Origin of the sequence: Saccharopolyspora cebuensis, assembly GCF_039542665.1 — a bacterium.
In the GTDB taxonomy this organism is placed as follows: Bacteria; Actinomycetota; Actinomycetes; order Mycobacteriales; family Pseudonocardiaceae; genus Saccharopolyspora; species Saccharopolyspora cebuensis.
Genome location: NZ_BAABII010000002.1, coordinates 217,375 through 231,442, shown reverse-complemented (window position 1 = coordinate 231,442; position 14,068 = coordinate 217,375). Strand labels below are relative to the sequence as shown.

The window sequence follows — 14,068 nt, the reverse complement described above, 5'->3', positions numbered from 1 at the left end:
ACTCCACCCCCGACACCGCAAGCGGCGAAAGCCGCTTCCGCGTAACGCACACGCCAAACGGAACCCCCGTCAGGCAAGCGGCGAAAGCCGCTTCCACCCCACGCACGCGCGACCCGGAACCCCCGTCAAGCAAGCGGCGAAGCCCGCTTCCGCTTTGCCCCACCTAAGCACCTGGCACCGCCGCGGGTTCTCAGCGGCCTTCTCGCGAGGACGCCCTGATGCCGTGTATTGGCATACATCAAGAAGGGCGCCCGGAGCGAGAAGGCCGCTGAGGTTCCGCCACCCGCACCGCCACGCAAAACGACCACAACACCGAAAAAGTCAGGCGTTGTTGTCTCGGGCCTTTGCCCTGGACCTCTCCCGCCCGCGCAGGTTGCTGTCCAGGGTCATCTTGCGGACCCGGATGGCGTTCGGCGCGACCTCGACGCACTCGTCGGCGGAGCAGAACTCCAGCGCCTCCTCCAGCGCGAGCTTGTGGGCGCGGGCCAGCCGCTCCAGCTCCTCGCCGGTGGCGGAGCGCATGTTGGTGAGCTTCTTCTCCTTGGTGATGTTGATGTCGAGGTCCTCGGCGCGCGGGTTCTCGCCCACGACCATGCCCTCGTACACCTCGTCACCGGGCTCGACGAAGAAGGTGCCGCGGTCGGCGAGCTGGGTCAGCGCGTAGGTGGTGGCCGAGCCGGAGCGGTCGGCGACCAGCGAACCGCTGTGCCGGGTGCGCAGCTCGCCGACCCACGGGAAGTAGCCCTCGAAGACGTGGTTGGCGATGCCGGTGCCCCGGGTCTCGGTGAGGAACTCGGTGCGGAAGCCGATCAGCCCGCGGGCCGGGATGACGTAGTCGAGCTTGATCCGGCCGGTGCCGTGCCCGTCCATCGTCTCCATCCGGCCCTTGCGCCCGGCGAGGAGCTGGGTGATGGCGCCGAGGTGCTCCTCGGGGGCGTCGATGCTCAGCCGCTCGAACGGCTCGCAGAGCTGGCCGTCGATGACGCGGGTGACCACCTGCGGCTTGCCGACGGTGAGCTCGAAGCCCTCCCGGCGCATGGTCTCCACCAGCACGGCCAGCGCCAGCTCGCCGCGGCCCTGGACCTCCCAGGAGTCCGGCGCCTCGGTCGGCACGACCTTCATGCTGACGTTGCCGATCAGCTCGGCGTCCAGGCGGCTCTTGACCTGCCGGGCGGTGAGCTTGGTGCCGCCGCCGCGACCGGTCAGCGGCGAGGTGTTGACGCCGACGGTCATCGAGATGGCCGGGGCGTCGACGGTGATCCGGGGCAGCGGGTCCGGGTTCTCCGGGTCGGTGAGGGTGTCGCCGATGGTGATGTCCGGGATGCCCGCGATGGCGACCAGGTCACCGGCCGAGGCTTCGGCGCAGGGCACCCGGTCCAGGTTCTCGGTGATCAGCAGCTCGGTGAGCCGGACCTTCTCGACGCTGCCGTCCTCGCGGCTCCAGCCGACGGTCTGGCCCTTGCGCAAGGTGCCGGAGTGGATCCGGCACAGCGCGATGCGGCCCAGGAAGGACGAGGCGTCGAGGTTGGTGACCAGGGCGCGCAGCGGGGCCTCGACGTCGGCGCGCGGGGCGGGGACGTGCGTGAGCAGCACGTCGAACAGCGCGTCGAGGTTCTCGTCGGCGGGCAGCTCGCCATCGGTGGGGCGGGTGGTGCTGGCCCGGCCGGCCCGCGCGGAGGCGTAGATCACCGGCAGGTCGAGGATGGCCTCCATGTCCAGCTCGACCTCGCCGTCGAGGTCGGTGGCCAGGTCCAGCAGCAGGTCGTGGGTCTCGTCGACGACCTCGCCGCAGCGCGCGTCGGGCCGGTCCACCTTGTTGACGACCAGGATCACCGGCAGCTTCGCGGCCAGCGCCTTGCGCAGCACGAACCGGGTCTGCGGCAGCGGGCCCTCGCTGGCGTCGACGAGCAGCACGACGCCGTCGACCATCGACAGGCCGCGCTCCACCTCGCCGCCGAAGTCGGCGTGCCCGGGGGTGTCCACCACGTTGATGGTGACCGCCCCGTCCGGGGTCTCCCGCCGGATCGCGGTGTTCTTGGCCAGGATGGTGATGCCCTTCTCGCGCTCCAGGTCGTTGGAGTCCATCACCCGGTCGACGAGCTCGGCTCGTTCGGAGAAGGCACCGGACTGCCGCAGCATGGCGTCCACCAGGGTGGTCTTGCCGTGGTCGACGTGCGCGACGATGGCGACGTTGCGCAGGTCGCTGCGGATCGGGGTGGTGACGCTGGTGGCGGACAAGCGGGGGCTCCCGGGTAGACGAAGAAAGATGGCACGGCGGTCCGTCGACGTTCCGCCGCGGCTCCGCCTGCCGCTCGCGGCGGAACTCTCAGGTGGCGCTCCGGCGTGGCACCGGGCGCGCGGTCGACGCGCGGCTCCTCCCAGCCTAGTGCAAGCACCTTCACATCCGGCGGGCACGTGCTGAGCGCAACACCGGGCGCGGGGCGTGATCAGGTTGGACCCGGAAGTCAGGGTTGCCTAACCTGAGCGGAGGACCTGTCCCGACGGCGGAGACATCAGGCGTGGGCAAAGACTACATCAAGGTCAAGAAGAAGTGCTGCCGTTCGACGCCGGCCTGCAAGAGCTGTCCGATCGTGGTGCTGCGGAAGGCGTTGAAGGAGGCCAAGGCCGCCGAGGTGAAGGAAGCGGAGAAGAAGGCCCGCAAGGCGGCCAAGAAGGCCGCCAAGAAGGAGCGGGAGCGCGCCGAGCCCGCCGGTTAGGACCGCTTCCAGGATGGCTTGCGTGGCGGTGCGGGTAGCGGAACCTCAGCGGTCTTCTCGCTGCGGGATTGCCTCCTGATGTACCCACGACGTACCCGGCGTCGGCGCTGTCCTCGCGAGAAGACCGCTGAGCGGTCACGTCCGAGCACGGGCCGCGGTGCCGGTTGACGGCCGCACCGCATGCGGCTTCCGCCGCATTCTGAAAGGACCCCTTAGCCGCGGGGGCGTTCGTCCGCGGCGGTCAGCGGGTCGGCGTAGTTCGCCAGCTCCGGGATGGTCCGCAGCGCGTGGAACTCGATCACCTCGTGGCGGACCAGCCGGTCCACCGCGAACGGGTCGCTCGCCAGGATCGCGTCGAGCTTGCCCCGGGACATGGCGCGGGTGATGATCACCGACCCGGTGCGCGGCTGGCGGTTCCCCGCCGCGATGAAGTCGCCCGCGTCGTAGTGCCTGGTGAGCCAGTCGTAGTGGTCCACCATCCTGGCTTCGATGTCGGCATCCGATGCGGTGTAGTGCAGCAGAACGACGAACATCTCCCCACGGTAACGCCGCCCGGGAACCGGTGCCGAGCGCTCACCACGCCCCATCCGAAACCCAGCGCCCCCCGCAAAGACCCACGGCCCCCACCCGTCGACCAGAGCCACAAGCGCAAACGCACACACCCAGCGGTAACCGCGCACGCACACGACGGCACCGCCGTCAGGCAAGCGGCGAAGCCGCTTCCGCTTTACCCCACCCTCGCAACTCGCACCGCCGCGGGTTCTCAGCGGTCTTCTCGCGAGGACGCCCTGACGCTGTGTACGTGTTTGGTACATGAGGAAGGGCGCCCGGAGCGAGAAGGCCGCTGAGGTTCCGCCACCCGCACCGCCCCGCAAGACGAGTCCGGTTTCAACAGAGCTCTCGCAATGAGTGGGTGAGGACTTTGTCCGCTTCCAGCCACTCCAACCCCTCCACCTCCTCCCGCCCGACCCAGCGCAGGTCGCGGTGTTCGACGGGCCGGGGCACGGCTTCGGGGTCGACCAGCTCCGCGGTGTGCACCCGCAGCAGCATGTCGTCGCGCAGCGGGACGTCGGAGCCGACGCGGCCGGTGGGGCGCACCTCGACGTCGAGCTCCTCGCGGCACTCGCGCACCACCGCGTCCCGCTCGTCCTCGCCCGGTTCGACCCGGCCGCCGGGCAGTTCCCAGCGCCCCGCGTCGGCCGCCGGGTACCGGCGCTGCTGGGCCAGCAGCCTGCCGCGGTGCACGAGGGCGGTGCCGACCACGACCTTCCGGGCCGCCCAGCCCTCGGCGAGTTCCCGGACCCCGGCCGTGCGGGCCGCCAGCACCCGCAGCACGAAGCGGCGCACCACCGCGACGTCGACGAGGCGGCCGAGCGGACCCAGCGGCGACGTCCAGTGCAGCGAGTCGGTCAGCAGGGTGCGCGGCCCGGCCTCGGCGAGCACGGTTTCGTGGCGCAGCTCCGGCAGCGGCCCGGAGACGAGCACGGAGGACAGCGCGTCGGCATCGGCGCGGACGACCCGGGTGGTCAGGCGCACCGGCAGCCCGGCCAACCGGAACCGGAACGCGATCTCGTCGCCGGGCACCAGCAGCGGGGACGGCCGGGTGGCGGCGTGGCCGTGGGCGCCGAGGGCGCGCAGCCCGCGCTCGGCGAGCCGGGTGTCCCGCAGCGCCGCGCCCACCGTGGCGACCGGCGCGTCGATCAGTCCTGTAGTCCGCAACACCGACACGTGCGGGCATCTTGCCGCACCTCCGGTCGAGCCGGTCGGCCAGCACCTCCCCGATCGGCGCGAGGCGGGCGGACCAGCCCCGGGGAAGCCGCTACGCGCTCGCGTCAGGACCGGAGCCCCCGGAGGAGCAGGTCGACCAACCGGCGGGGGTCGTAGCGCGGGTCGCTGCCGATGCAGAGGTTGCCGATGCCGCGCATCAGTTCGTACGCCTGCGCACCGGACCTGATCTCACCGGCGTCGGCCGGACGCCCCCGGCGCCCCGCTGCACTGGCGATCGCGGGCCGCGGACATGACGCGCCTCCTCGACCGGCTCGACGAGATCGAGGCCGCCGTCCCCGCGCTCCGCGACCGCCTGGACCGCGGGAAGGTCGCCGTGGCCGGGCACTCGATGGGCGGGCACACCGCGAGCCTGCTGCTCGGCGCCCGGCTCACCGACCCCCACGACGGAGCCGAGGTGGACCTGGCCGACCCCCGGATCGGGGCGGGCGTGCTGCTCGCCGCACCCGGCCGGGGCGGCGATGCCCTCGTCGAAGCCGTGGCGCGGAACTGGCCGTTCCTGGCCACCACCGACTTCTCCGCGATGGGCGCACCCGCGCTCGTGGTCGCCGGGGAGAAGGACACCTCCGGCCACCTGACGACCAGGGGTGCGGAATGGCACGCCGACCCGTACCACCTCGCGCCGGGGCCCAAGAGCCTGCTCACCCTGTTCGACGCGGAGCACGGCCTCGGCGGCATCTCCGGGTACGACGTCGCCGAGACGACCGACGAGAACCCCGAGCGGGTCGCCGCGGTCGGGCGGCTCACCTCGGCCTACCTCCGCACCGCGCTCGACCCCGGGAACCCCGCCTGGCAGGCGGCGCGCGACGCCCTGGCCGCCGACCCGCACCCGCTCGGCAGCGTCACGTCCAAGTAAGCCCGAGGGCGTGCCGCACCCTCAGCCGAGCCGGTCGGCCAGCACCTCCCCCACCGCGATCGTCGCGAAGTGGGTGTTGGCGCGGGGGCAGGACGGCAGCACCGAGGCGTCGGCGACGTGCAGCCCTTCGGCGGCGAGCACGCGGCAGTCCGGGTCCACCACCGCGTCCGGGTCGTCCGGGGCGCCCATCCGGCAGGAGCTGCTCAGGTGCTGGGCGTCGGTGGCGGTGCGCAGCAGGTGCTCGTCGAGCGCGCGGTCGTCGTCGACCGCCGCCAGCAGGTCCGCGTTGACCTCGTCGAACGTGCCGTCGGTGAGGTCCCGGACGCGGTCGCCCCGGGCCAGGTCGAGCAGCGCCCGCACCCCGGTGCGCAGTCGCTGCCGGTCGCGCGGGTCGGACAGCATCCGCTGCTCCAGCACCGGTTGGGCCAGCGGATCGGCCGAGTCGAGCAGCACCTCGCCGCGCGAGTGCACCTGGTTGCCCCACACCAGCAGCGCCCCCGCACCGTCCCGGCCGTCCGCGCGGGACAGGGCCAGCACGTTCTGGTTGCAGGCCACGAACATGAGGTCACCGGGCGCCGCGCCGCTGCTCCACCGGACGCAGACGTTGGTGTGGCGTTCGTCCGGCCCGGCCGCCCAGCGCGGCTGGAGCGGCATCCCGACGAAGGCGGACGGGTGGTCCTGGAGCCCGCGACCGGCGGGCAGGTCGGCCACCACGTCGACGCCGAGCGCCCGCAGCCGCTCCGCCGGGCCGAAGCCGGAGCGCTGCAGGATCGCCGGGGAGTGCACCGCGCCCGCGCTGAGCACGACCCGGTCGGCGAACTCCTCGGTCATCGCCCCGTCGACGAGCACCCGCACGCCGACCGCCCGGCTGCCGGACAGCAGCACCCGGTCGACCACCGCACCGCAGCGGACGGTCAGCTCCGGCAGCGCCCGCGCCGGTTCGAGGTAGGCGTCGCAGGTGGTCACCCGCCGCCCGCCCCGGGAATTGACCGGGTACGGCGAGGCGCCGGCGGCCCCGGGCGCGTCGAGGTCGGGCGCCCAGCCGTACCCGGCGGCGACGGCGGCGTCGCACAGCGCCGCGTCCACCGCGCCCCACCGCTCGCGCGGGGTGCGGTGCACCGGGATCGGACCGCCGCGACCGTGCCACGGCGCGTCCCCGAACTCCTCGTCGTCCTCCAGCCCCCGCAGGTGCGGCAGCACGTCCTCCGGCGCCCAGCCGGTGCACCCGGCGGCGGCCCAGTCGGTGAAGTCGGCCATCGGCGGGCGGATCGCGATCTGCCCGTTGATGCTGGAGCTCCCGCCGGTGCCCCGGCCCTGGAAGTACGGCGTCGCGGATTGCGCCTCGGTGCGGCGGGACAGCAGTCCGCGTTGCAGCAGGTGCGTCCCGGCCGCCGGATCGCGCAGCGCGCGCACCGGGTTCGGCGACCGCCACACCTCCGGCAAGGTCGCGGGCCGGACGTCCGGCCCCGCTTCGAGCAGCAGCACGCGGTGGCCGCGTCCGGCCGCGCGGGCGGCCACCACGGCCCCGGCCGATCCGGCTCCGACGACGATCAGATCCCAACCCATCGAGTCTCCTGAGAACAGCGCGCGCCCCGGGGCGCGCGGTGCCGAGCGCGGCGCGACCGGGCGGGTCGCGGACGCGCGGGACGACCGGTGGCAGGCCGCGCGACGGTCAGGCCACCGGCGGGGGCGGGGTCAGGATCTGGACGCCTCGGGACTCGACATGCGAGCAGGCTAACCGGGCGCGATCACCGGAAGCCAGCGGTTTTTCCCGGCTCGCCGGGCAACCCCACGACGGGCGGGCCCGGGCCCACCGCGGTGGTGGGTCCGGGCCCGCCGGTGGTGCTGGTCAGGTCAACGCGCGCCGGTCGCCGGGGCGGCCCCGGTGAGGGTGCAGCCCGGGCGGGACAGGTCCAGCCGCGACCCCTCGGTCAGGCAGCCCGCGATCCGGTGCACCTGCTGGCCGTAGGCGCGGCCCTGCACGGCGGTCTCGTCGCCGTCCGCGTCCACCTCGCAGGGGTTGTTGTCGGTGCACTGCTCGCCGTCGCGGTTGTGGGTGTTGTGGATGCCCACGACCGTCCCGCCGTCGGGGGACAGCAACGCCGAACCCGAGGTGCCGGGGAACGGGGCGCAGCCCTCGGTGGTGGCGTAGCGGATCGAATCGTCCTGCTGGTAGCCGCCTTCCCGCAGGTGCGGGACCACGGCTTCGGCGGTGCAGTCGAAGCGCCGGCTGGTGTGGGCGAGGCTCAGCGGGTCGCCCGCGCGCACGGGGGTGGTGGCCAGGTCGAAGACCTTCGCGCCCGCCTCCGCGAGCTGGCCGTAGGTCCGGTCCAGGCGGTAGAGCGCGACGTCGGTGCCGGTCATCGTCGCGTACACCAGCCGCTCGGCGCGGGCGGTGACCTCCGGGTAGCCCTGGGGGTCGACGATGGGAGCCTCGCGGTCGGCGGGCCGGTCCACCAGCGCCTCCCCGGGCGCGGGCCGCTGCCCCTGCACGCAGTGGCCGTTGGTGAGCATCAGCGCCGGGTCCTGCGGCCGGGAGCCGGCGGTGCGGACCACCGAACCGGTGCAGCCTTCGAGCTGCACGGTGCCTGCCACGTTCGGGATGACGCTGTCGGGCGGCACGTCGGTGCCGGAGATGATGCCGTCGATCCAGTCGGTGTAGCGGGTGACGTCGGTGAACCAGGTCGGCTTGTCGGTGCCCGCGGGGCCGCTGACCACCCCGGCCACGGCCCACCCGTCGCCCTCGCGGACCAGCGCGGGCCCGCCGGAGTCCATGTTGCTGGAGGCGACGGTGCCGTCCGGGCTGCCGATGCACAGTTCCGACTCGCGCGGGTCCGACGAGCACGTCGTGGCGGGTCGCACCTCGGTGTCGGCCTCCCGCAGCCGCGTGGTGAAGCAGTCCGGGTTCCCGCTGCTCCCGCACGTCATGCCCCAGCCCATGATGCGGACGGGCGTGCCGACCGGCGGTGTGGTCGAGGCGATCTTCACGGGCTCGGCCTGGACCGGGGTCTTCAGGTGCAGCAGCGCGATGTCCTTGCCCCAGAAGCCGCCTTCGTCGTGGACGGTCGCCAGCCGGTAGTAGTGGTCGACCTCGGCGACCTCGCCGCCGGAGCCGGTGTCCAGCGACCCGACCCGCACCTTCCAGCCCTGCGGGACGCCCACTTTCGCACCGGTCGGGTTCTTGCCCGCGCAGTGGCTGGCGGTGAGCACCCACTGCGGCGCGAGCACCATCACCCCGCAGCCGTGCCCGTCCGGGTGCGGCGACTCCGGGTAGGACGGCTGGAACGAGCCCATGAACGGATATGCCCGGGTTGATTCGGTGCCGCCCAGGACGGCTTGGGCGGGCAACGCCCCCAGCAGGGGCGCGGTCAGCGCCAGCACGGCGCCGAGCAGCAGAGATCGACTTCGCATGCACCCACCGTGCGCGGCCGAGGTCGTCATCCCTCGATCACCGCGTCACCGTTTCGCTACGGCGACATCGGCGACCGCACGTCGTCCCCGCCGCATCGCGCGACGACGCGGCCGCGGTCCGGTCGAGCGGCACCGCGCCGGGTTTGTCCGGTCACTGGCGGGAATCGTGAGGCGCCTCCGTCCATACACCCGTTCGTGCGACCATCGTTCGGGTTAAAGACGTCCGCCGAAGTTGCATGGAGTGAACAATGACGGCCGTACCGGCTCGGGATGGGGCGTGGAGCCGCAGGAAGGTCCTGTCCCTCGGTGGACGTCTCCTCGTCGGCGGTGCCGCCGCCGGGGTCGTGGGCACCGCCACGGGGTGTTCCCCGGCACCGGACAACGGGCACCGCTTCGTGACGCGCCCCGACCTGCACCCGCCGAAGCTCCGGATCAGCACTCCGGCACGGGGCACCGGGCCCGGCCGGATCATCCTGGGCGCCATGGTGCCGAGGCCGGAGCAGGCGGAGGACGTGCCCCAGCCCGGTCGGCTGATCGCCGACGACCGCGGCGAGCCGGTGTGGTTCGCCCCGGATCCCCCCGGGACCGTGAGCATGGACCTCAAGGTCCAGCAGTACCGGGGCGAGCCCGTGCTGACCTGGTGGAACGGGGAGATGATCGCGCCGCCCGGCTACGGGGAGGGGCAGTGGTACATCGCCGACCGCTCCTACCGGACCATCGCCACCGTCCGCACCGGCGCTGGTCTGCACGCGGACATGCACGACCTGGTGATCACGCCCCAGGACACCGCGCTGCTGATGAGCTACCACGAGGTCCGGACGGATCTCGGCCCCATCGGCGGTCCGCCCGACGGGGCCGTCCTCGAGGGAGTGGTCCAAGAGGTCGACATCGCCACCGGTGCGGTGCTGTTCGAGTGGCGCAGCCTCGACCACGTCGGGGTGGTGGAGGCCCTGGAGGCTCCCCCGCCCGACCCGAACCAGCCGTGGGACTACTTCCACGTCAACTCGGTGGAACCCGAAGCCGACGGCACCCTCCTGATCTCGGCCCGCAACACCCACGCGGTGTACAAGATCCGGAAGGACACCGGGGCGGTGGTCTGGCGGCTCAGCGGCAAGTTCACCGACTTCCGCATGGGACCGGGCACGCTGTTCGAATGGCAGCACGACGCGCGGCGGCGACCGGACGGGACGATCACCGTCTTCGACAACGGCGAGGCCGCCACCGGCGAGGATCGTTCGCGGGGGCTCGTCCTGCGGGTCGACGAGGCCGCCCGCACGGCGGACCTGGTGCGGGAGGACCGCAGGCCGGAAGCGGCGCTGAGCCCGAACATGGCCAACTACCAGCTCCTCGACAACGGGCACGCGTTCGCGGGCTGGGGCGGTGCCGACGGCTTCACCGAGTTCGGTCCCGACGGTTCGGTGCGCCTGGACGGCAAGCTGCCGGAGGACATGGCTTCGTACCGCACGTTCCGGATGCCGTGGACGGGCGAACCCGCGGACGCCCCCGCCGTCACGGCGCGGCCCGGGCCGGAGCGGACCACGGTCGTGCACACCAGCTGGAACGGGGCCACCGAGGTCGCCGCCTGGCGCGTGCTGACCGGACCGGACCCGCGGTCGCTCCGGCCCGCGCGGGAGGCGGCCCGCGCGGGGTTCGAGACCCGGATCGAGGTGCCCGGCCGGGTGGGCCACGTCGCCGTCGAAGGGCTGGACGGCACGGGCCGCGTGCTGGGCACCTCGCCGGTGGTGCCGGTGTCCCAAGCGGGGTGAAGCGCGGGCGTCCGGCTTGACCTGGCCGCTGCGGCGGGTACGAGTGGTTTCGATCGACCCGAACCGAGATGACGAGGCGAGCGAGCATTGAGCACTGTTCCGGGCGGCGCGGAGCCGTGGACCCGCAGGGGTGTCCTGTCCTTCGGCGGACGCCTGCTGACCACCGGAGCCGTCGCCGGTCTGGGCGCCGGCGCGGCGGCCTGCAGCCCCGCTGATCCGCCCCGGCGCACCGCGCCGGATCCCGGGCCGGACCCCGGCCTCGGGCCGCGGCGGTCCGACCCGCGCCCCAACATCGTCTTCGTGATGCTGGACGACGCCGGGTACGGCGACTTCGGTCCGCGCGGCACGTCCGCGATCCGCACCCCGCACATCGACCGGCTCGCCCGCGAAGGGATGACCTTCAACCAGATGTACGCGGGCGCGGCGGTGTGCACCCCGTCCCGCGCGGCGTTGCTGACCGGGCGCTACGGCGCCCGCGTCGGACTTCCCACGGTCCTGCACCCCTGGCAGGGCGAAGGGTTGCCGGACTACGAGCTGACCATCGCCGAGCTGCTCCGCGGAACCGGTTACCGCACCGGCCTCTTCGGCAAGTGGCACCTGGGCTCCCGCCCGCAGCACAACCCGACCCGGCACGGCTTCGACGAGTACTTCGGCCTGCTGCACAGCAACGACCAGGAACCCGTGGACCTCCACCGGGGGCGGCAGCGGCTCCGCGAGGAAGTGGACCAGCGCCAGCTGACCCGCCGCTACACCGACGAGGCGATCGGCTTCATCGAACGCCATCGCGACGAGCCGTTCTTCCTCTACCTCCCGCACACGGCACCGCACGTCCCGCTGCACCCGGAACCGCGATTCGAGGGCAGTTCCGCCGCCGGTGAGTACGGCGACGTCATCCAGGGCGCCGACTTCCACATCGGGCGGGTGCTCGACGCGCTCGACGAGCACGACCTCGCCGACAACACGATCGTCATGGTCACCAGCGACAACGGACCGTGGTTCGTGGGCAGCACGGGCGGGCTGCGCGGCCGCAAGATCCAGTCGTACGAGGGCGGCGTCCGGGTACCGTTCTTCCTGCGCTGGCCGAGCCGGGTGCGCGCGGGATCGGTCTGCGACGCCCCCGCCTCCTTCCTGGACATGGTGCCGACGCTGCTGCGCCTGGCCGGTGCCGCCCCGCCCGGCGACCGCGCCATCGACGGCATCGACATCAGCCCGGTCCTGCACGGCGGGCCCATGCCGCCCCGCGAGGCGCTGTACTACTTCGAGGGCTGGTCCCTGCGGGCCATGCGGTCCGGCCCGTGGAAGCTCCACCGACCGAAGCGGCGCGGCAGGCGGGGCACGCTGTTCAACATCGAGCAGGACCCCGGCGAAGAGCACGACCTGGCCCGCGACAACCCCTCGATCGTGCGGCAGCTCGAATCCCGCGCGCACCGGTTCGACCGGGAGATCTCCGCGCACCGCCCCCGGGCGGTCCAGCGGACCAGGAACTGACCGCGGAACGCGGAACCAGCCAGGTCGACACGGCGGCGCGCGTCCCGCACCGCGGTGGTGCTCCTGCGCGGCTGAGCACCGCCCGCTTCAGCCGATCAGCCCGGGTCGTGGGAACCCGATCACCACGTCATGATCGCGCCACAGCTCAGCTCCGCGCGGCACCTTCGGGCCACACCACGGTGACCGGCAGCCCTCGGGCACGAGCGGCCTCGACCACGTCGGCGGTTCCGCCTGGGCCGCGAGCGGGTTCGCCGTCCCAGACGGCGATCAGCAGGTCCGCTCGCTCGATCATGACCAGGCTGGCGTCCATGTGGGACTCGGAGGTCGAGCCAACGTGGTCAAGGCGGACGACCTCACCGGCTCGGGAGAACAGGGCGTCGTACTCAGCGTGGTGTTCCTCGGGCAAGCCATCGCGGTACTCGGCGGCGGGGACGACCACGACCAGAGTGCCCCCGGCGTCGAGCACAACGCGGGCGAACAGTGTGTCGGCCCCGTCCGCGAGGCAGCTCAGCCCGACCACGGCTCCGGCCCGGGAGTGCTCCCGGGCGAGTTCGCGGAGTTCAGCGGTCACGGCCTCGGTCGTTCGCGACGTCAAGCCGCGATGTCCGGTGATGGCTATGCGGGTCACCAGTTCTCCCCGTCGTAGAGCGCGGTCAGCTTCTCGTCCACGACCGGGCGGACACCGGCCGTTTCGTCCGACTACCGGCTGTATCCATCGGCGCCCGAACCCGCCTAGCATGGAGGTGATCGTGCGAAGGAGGCAACGTGGACCACGACGAAGGCATTGCGCTTCGGTTGCGCGAAGTCCGGGCTTGGCGCGGGCTCAGCCTCAAGGTCGTCGCCGAACTGGCGGGGATCACTCCCGGGCACCTTTCCAACATCGAGCACGGCAGGAGACGGGTGGACAAGCGGTCGACGCTGGAGTCGCTCGCCCGCGCGCTCTCGGTCTCCCCCGCTGACCTGGCCGGAACCCCGTTCCCACCGACCGATGACATCGCAGCGGGCGCCCGGGCGGCGGTCGGTGCGGTGGAGGCGATCGTGGCCGACCTCCGGCTCGACGATCCCGTCGAGACCGTCCCGCGTCCCTGGCCGGAGATCAGCGCGGACCTCGCGCGGCTGAACGCCGATCTCCGCCCGCGCGCCGACTACGCGGCCCAAGGCGCGGTGCTGCCACCCCTGATCAGCGAGCTGCACGCCGTCTACAACACCGACCGCGAACACCGCACGGACGCGCTGATCGGCCTCGCGACGTGCTACCACGCGGCCACGATGCTCGCGAAGTCGATGGGCGTGCGGGGGGTGGCCCAGCACGCGGCCGACCGCGCCGTCACCGTCGCCGACCGGCTCGGACGGCCGGAATGGATCGCACACGCGGCGTGGGTGCGGACCCAAGCGATCGGCGGCGGAGGCCGGGAACGTCAAGGGACTCTGGCCCGCCGTTCCATCACCGCTGTCGGCGGGGAGCCGATGACCCCGGAACTGGCGCAGGCGGTCGGCCAGCTCCACCTCAACGCCGCGCTCGCCCGTGCTTCGATGGACGACGAGTCCGGCGCGTGGGAGCACTTCCGCGAAGCCGAGGTGCTCGCCGAGCGGCAGCAGCCGGACGTCGGCGGCTTCGGGTACATGTGGTTCGGGCGGGCCAACGTGAAGATCTGGAAGATCGCCCTCGCCACGGAGTTCGGCTACGGCGGACGCGTCGTCGAGATGGCGCGCGGCTCCCGCCCCGAAGTGCTCCCGTCCCCCGCCCGGCAGGCCGAATACTGGTCGGACCTCGGCCGGTCGCTGGCATCCGACAAGCGCACCCGAGGCGAGGCGATCCGCCTGCTGCGGAAAGCCGAAGACCTCGCCCCGCAACGGGTCCGCAACATGCCCTTCGTGCGCGAGACCATCTCGGACCTGGTTCGGCGGCAGAACCGCGACGCCGCGGGACGAGAACTGCGCGGCATGGCACATCGGATGGGAATCGGGGTCTGACCCGTCCGGGCGACCTATTCACGGAGAATACGCCGCTTCCCGCCCCGTCCCTAGCGTGATCGCCGCGAGCT

Annotated in this window: 11 protein-coding genes and 1 pseudogene; 5 read left to right on the top strand and 7 right to left on the bottom strand. The window is 72.8% G+C overall.

The window, feature by feature from the left end; all coding sequences use genetic code 11:
* Positions 1-321: 321 nt before the first annotated feature.
* Positions 322-2,238, bottom strand: a complete 1,917-nt coding sequence (gene typA / locus ABD976_RS02340; RefSeq protein ID WP_345356274.1) for a translational GTPase TypA — start codon at positions 2,236-2,238, stop codon at positions 322-324.
* A gap of 281 nt (positions 2,239-2,519) precedes the next feature.
* Here typA and ABD976_RS02335 point away from each other — a divergent pair, with 281 nt between their 5' ends.
* Positions 2,520-2,717 (top strand): hypothetical protein, encoded by a 198-nt coding sequence (locus tag ABD976_RS02335; RefSeq protein WP_345356271.1) that lies wholly within the window; start codon positions 2,520-2,522, stop codon positions 2,715-2,717.
* 212 nt (positions 2,718-2,929) lie between these two features.
* Here ABD976_RS02335 and ABD976_RS02330 read toward each other — a convergent pair whose 3' ends face one another.
* The 3 genes and pseudogenes from ABD976_RS02330 to ABD976_RS02320 all read right to left on the bottom strand — a co-directional run.
* Entirely contained in the window at positions 2,930-3,250 is a 321-nt protein-coding gene (locus tag ABD976_RS02330; RefSeq protein WP_345356268.1) for a YciI family protein, read from the bottom strand.
* Between the two features lie 355 nt (positions 3,251-3,605).
* Positions 3,606-4,445 carry an NUDIX domain-containing protein gene (locus ABD976_RS02325; RefSeq protein ID WP_345356265.1) on the bottom strand — a complete coding sequence of 280 codons (840 nt, stop codon included), beginning with the start codon at positions 4,443-4,445 and terminating at the stop codon, positions 3,606-3,608.
* A gap of 104 nt (positions 4,446-4,549) precedes the next feature.
* A pseudogene (locus ABD976_RS02320) lies at positions 4,550-4,687 on the bottom strand (TetR family transcriptional regulator); the annotation flags it as partial.
* Positions 4,688-4,734: 47 nt separating this feature from the next.
* Between ABD976_RS02320 and ABD976_RS02315 the strand changes: the two are divergent.
* On the top strand, positions 4,735-5,358 hold the full coding sequence (locus ABD976_RS02315; RefSeq protein WP_345356262.1) for an alpha/beta hydrolase family protein: 624 nt from the start codon (positions 4,735-4,737) through the stop codon (positions 5,356-5,358).
* 21 nt (positions 5,359-5,379) lie between these two features.
* Here ABD976_RS02315 and ABD976_RS02310 read toward each other — a convergent pair whose 3' ends face one another.
* Together ABD976_RS02310 and ABD976_RS02305 are read right to left on the bottom strand one after the other, a co-directional pair.
* Positions 5,380-6,924 (bottom strand): GMC family oxidoreductase, encoded by a 1,545-nt coding sequence (locus tag ABD976_RS02310; RefSeq protein WP_345356259.1) that lies wholly within the window; start codon positions 6,922-6,924, stop codon positions 5,380-5,382.
* A 288-nt stretch (positions 6,925-7,212) separates the two neighbouring features.
* A complete protein-coding gene (locus tag ABD976_RS02305; protein WP_345356256.1) occupies positions 7,213-8,769 on the bottom strand; it encodes a trypsin-like serine protease in 1,557 nt (518 codons plus the stop codon).
* Positions 8,770-9,017: 248 nt separating this feature from the next.
* Between ABD976_RS02305 and ABD976_RS02300 the strand changes: the two genes are divergently transcribed.
* Together ABD976_RS02300 and ABD976_RS02295 are read left to right on the top strand one after the other, a co-directional pair.
* On the top strand, positions 9,018-10,535 hold the full coding sequence (locus tag ABD976_RS02300; RefSeq protein WP_345356253.1) for an arylsulfotransferase family protein: 1,518 nt from the start codon (positions 9,018-9,020) through the stop codon (positions 10,533-10,535).
* A gap of 87 nt (positions 10,536-10,622) precedes the next feature.
* Positions 10,623-12,023, top strand: a complete 1,401-nt coding sequence (locus tag ABD976_RS02295; protein ID WP_345356250.1) for a sulfatase family protein — start codon at positions 10,623-10,625, stop codon at positions 12,021-12,023.
* Positions 12,024-12,168: 145 nt separating this feature from the next.
* Here ABD976_RS02295 and ABD976_RS02290 read toward each other — a convergent pair whose 3' ends face one another.
* Positions 12,169-12,594, bottom strand: coding sequence for a hypothetical protein (locus tag ABD976_RS02290; RefSeq protein ID WP_345356247.1), 426 nt, complete (start codon positions 12,592-12,594; stop codon positions 12,169-12,171).
* Between the two features lie 194 nt (positions 12,595-12,788).
* Between ABD976_RS02290 and ABD976_RS02285 the strand changes: the two genes are divergently transcribed.
* A complete protein-coding gene (locus ABD976_RS02285; protein WP_345356244.1) occupies positions 12,789-13,997 on the top strand; it encodes a helix-turn-helix domain-containing protein in 1,209 nt (402 codons plus the stop codon).
* Positions 13,998-14,068: the final 71 nt, after the last annotated feature.

Excerpts from the sequence above, each read along its gene's own strand:
- ABD976_RS02330 (WP_345356268.1), bottom strand. The coding sequence starts at position 3,250 with ATGTTCGTCGTTCTGCTGCACTACACCGCATCGGATGCCGACATCGAA.
- ABD976_RS02315 (WP_345356262.1), top strand. The coding sequence starts at position 4,735 with ATGACGCGCCTCCTCGACCGGCTCGACGAGATCGAGGCCGCCGTCCCC.
- ABD976_RS02310 (WP_345356259.1), bottom strand. The coding sequence starts at position 6,924 with ATGGGTTGGGATCTGATCGTCGTCGGAGCCGGATCGGCCGGGGCCGTG.
- ABD976_RS02305 (WP_345356256.1), bottom strand. The coding sequence starts at position 8,769 with ATGCGAAGTCGATCTCTGCTGCTCGGCGCCGTGCTGGCGCTGACCGCG.
- ABD976_RS02300 (WP_345356253.1), top strand. The coding sequence starts at position 9,018 with ATGACGGCCGTACCGGCTCGGGATGGGGCGTGGAGCCGCAGGAAGGTC.